Annotated in this window: 1 protein-coding gene; it reads right to left on the reverse strand. The window is 72.2% G+C overall.

What is annotated here, in order from left to right; genetic code table 11:
- Nucleotides 1-1316: hypothetical protein (locus NON22_RS24100; protein WP_257389523.1), on the reverse strand; the 1316-nt coding region annotated here is incomplete at its 3' end.
- Between the last annotated feature and the right edge of the window lie 262 nt (nucleotides 1317-1578).

Genomic DNA, 1578 nt, shown 5'->3' on the forward strand with positions numbered 1-1578 from the left:
AGGGGCTGCGCCGGACGCAGCGGCAGCGGCAGGGTGCGCTGCACGGTCGCGCGGCCCGCGTCGGCCGGGCCGTCGGCCGCGGCCGGCAGCGGCTTGAACTGACGCAGCGGCGAGCCCGCGGCCGGGTATTCGCCGGCGGTCCAGTCCAGCGTGCGGTTGCCGATGTTGCCGATCACGAGCGGCTGCTGGATCGAGATGCCGGTGCCGGCGAACGCGGTCATCGCCGGAATCGGGAGCAGCAGCTGCGGCGCGCCGATGTCGAAGTCCGCCGTCGTCGCGACGCTGTGGCGCGGCTGCACGGCCGGCGTCCAGCGCACGGCCTTGCCCGGTGTCAGGGTCGGCGCGAACTGCGAGTACATCTGGCCGCTGCTCGGACTCTGCTGCAGGCCGGACACCGCGCCGTCGCCGTTGTTGCCCCAGGAACCGTCGCCGGAGCCGGTGCTCAGGTACTGGAACACGATGGCGCCGGTCGCCTCCTCGATGACGACTTCGAAGGTATAGCCCTCCATGACCGGGAAGCCGAGCGCGAGGTCCTTCCATTCGACGACGAAGCGGCGCTGGCCCGGCTCGCCGAGCGTCTTGGTGTACAGACTGCCGCGGGCCGGATCGAAGCTCATCCAGACCGGGGCGATCACGGCGTTCAGATACGGCGACGGGAACAGCAGGGAGCCCGGCACCGCGCAGACCGAGCTGCCGACTTCGATCGCGCCGTTGTGGCCGACGCAGAGCCGGTCCGTCGTCACCCCGAAGAAGTCGAACGAGAACGGCAGCTGCACGGCCTGGCTGCGGCCCGACGCGAAGCCGCCGGTCATCGGCAGCGCCGGTTCGGTGCTCGCGTCGACGTAGTTCATCGGCTGGGTGTCGTCGACGTCGTAGCGGGCTTGCTCGATGCTCGCGCTCCAGCTCGCCTGCAGCGGACCGGCCGCGATCGCGGCCGCGCGCTCGACCAGCACGTGGCGCAGGCTCTGGCCCGGACCCAAGGTCGCCGCCTGCTGCGCGAACACGTTGCCGTGCAGGCTGTCGGCAAGGCTGTGCCAGGCCAGGGTCTGGTCCGACTGGTTGGTCAGGGTATAGCACCAGCTGATCGGATCGCCGACGGTCGCGGTCAGACTCGTCGTCGTCGCGCAGGCGCCGAGGTCGGCCGGATCGGCCGGGCCGACGGTGACCTCGAGACAGAGCCCGTCGGCGGAACAGGTGGTCGGCGTCCGCGGCACGGTGACGTGCTGCAGCGCGGCGGCGCCCGCGGCCTGTGCCGGCCCGGGCGGCGCGGCGGCGGCAAGTGACAACAGGACGGCGGTACGGAGTACGGCGTGCATGGTCTCGACCTCTGGCGGTGGGAATGACCGTCCGGGCCGCATCCCCGCAGGATGACGGGCTGGTGACGATCGGAAGTCCCGACTGTGGCGGGCCGGTTCCCGCGCGCCATGCCGCTTCGCTAGCAAACCGGTAGAAAACCGCTATCAGCGCCTCAGAACGTGACGCCGCGCACCTTCGCCGGCGCCGGCGGCCGGTTCAGCGCCTCGGGGATCGGCCGCTCGCCGGCCAGCGCGCGCGCCTGCTCGAGCGCCGCGGCCCAGG

The organism is Tahibacter caeni (assembly GCF_024609805.1).
Lineage (GTDB): Bacteria > Pseudomonadota > Gammaproteobacteria > Xanthomonadales > Rhodanobacteraceae > Tahibacter > Tahibacter caeni.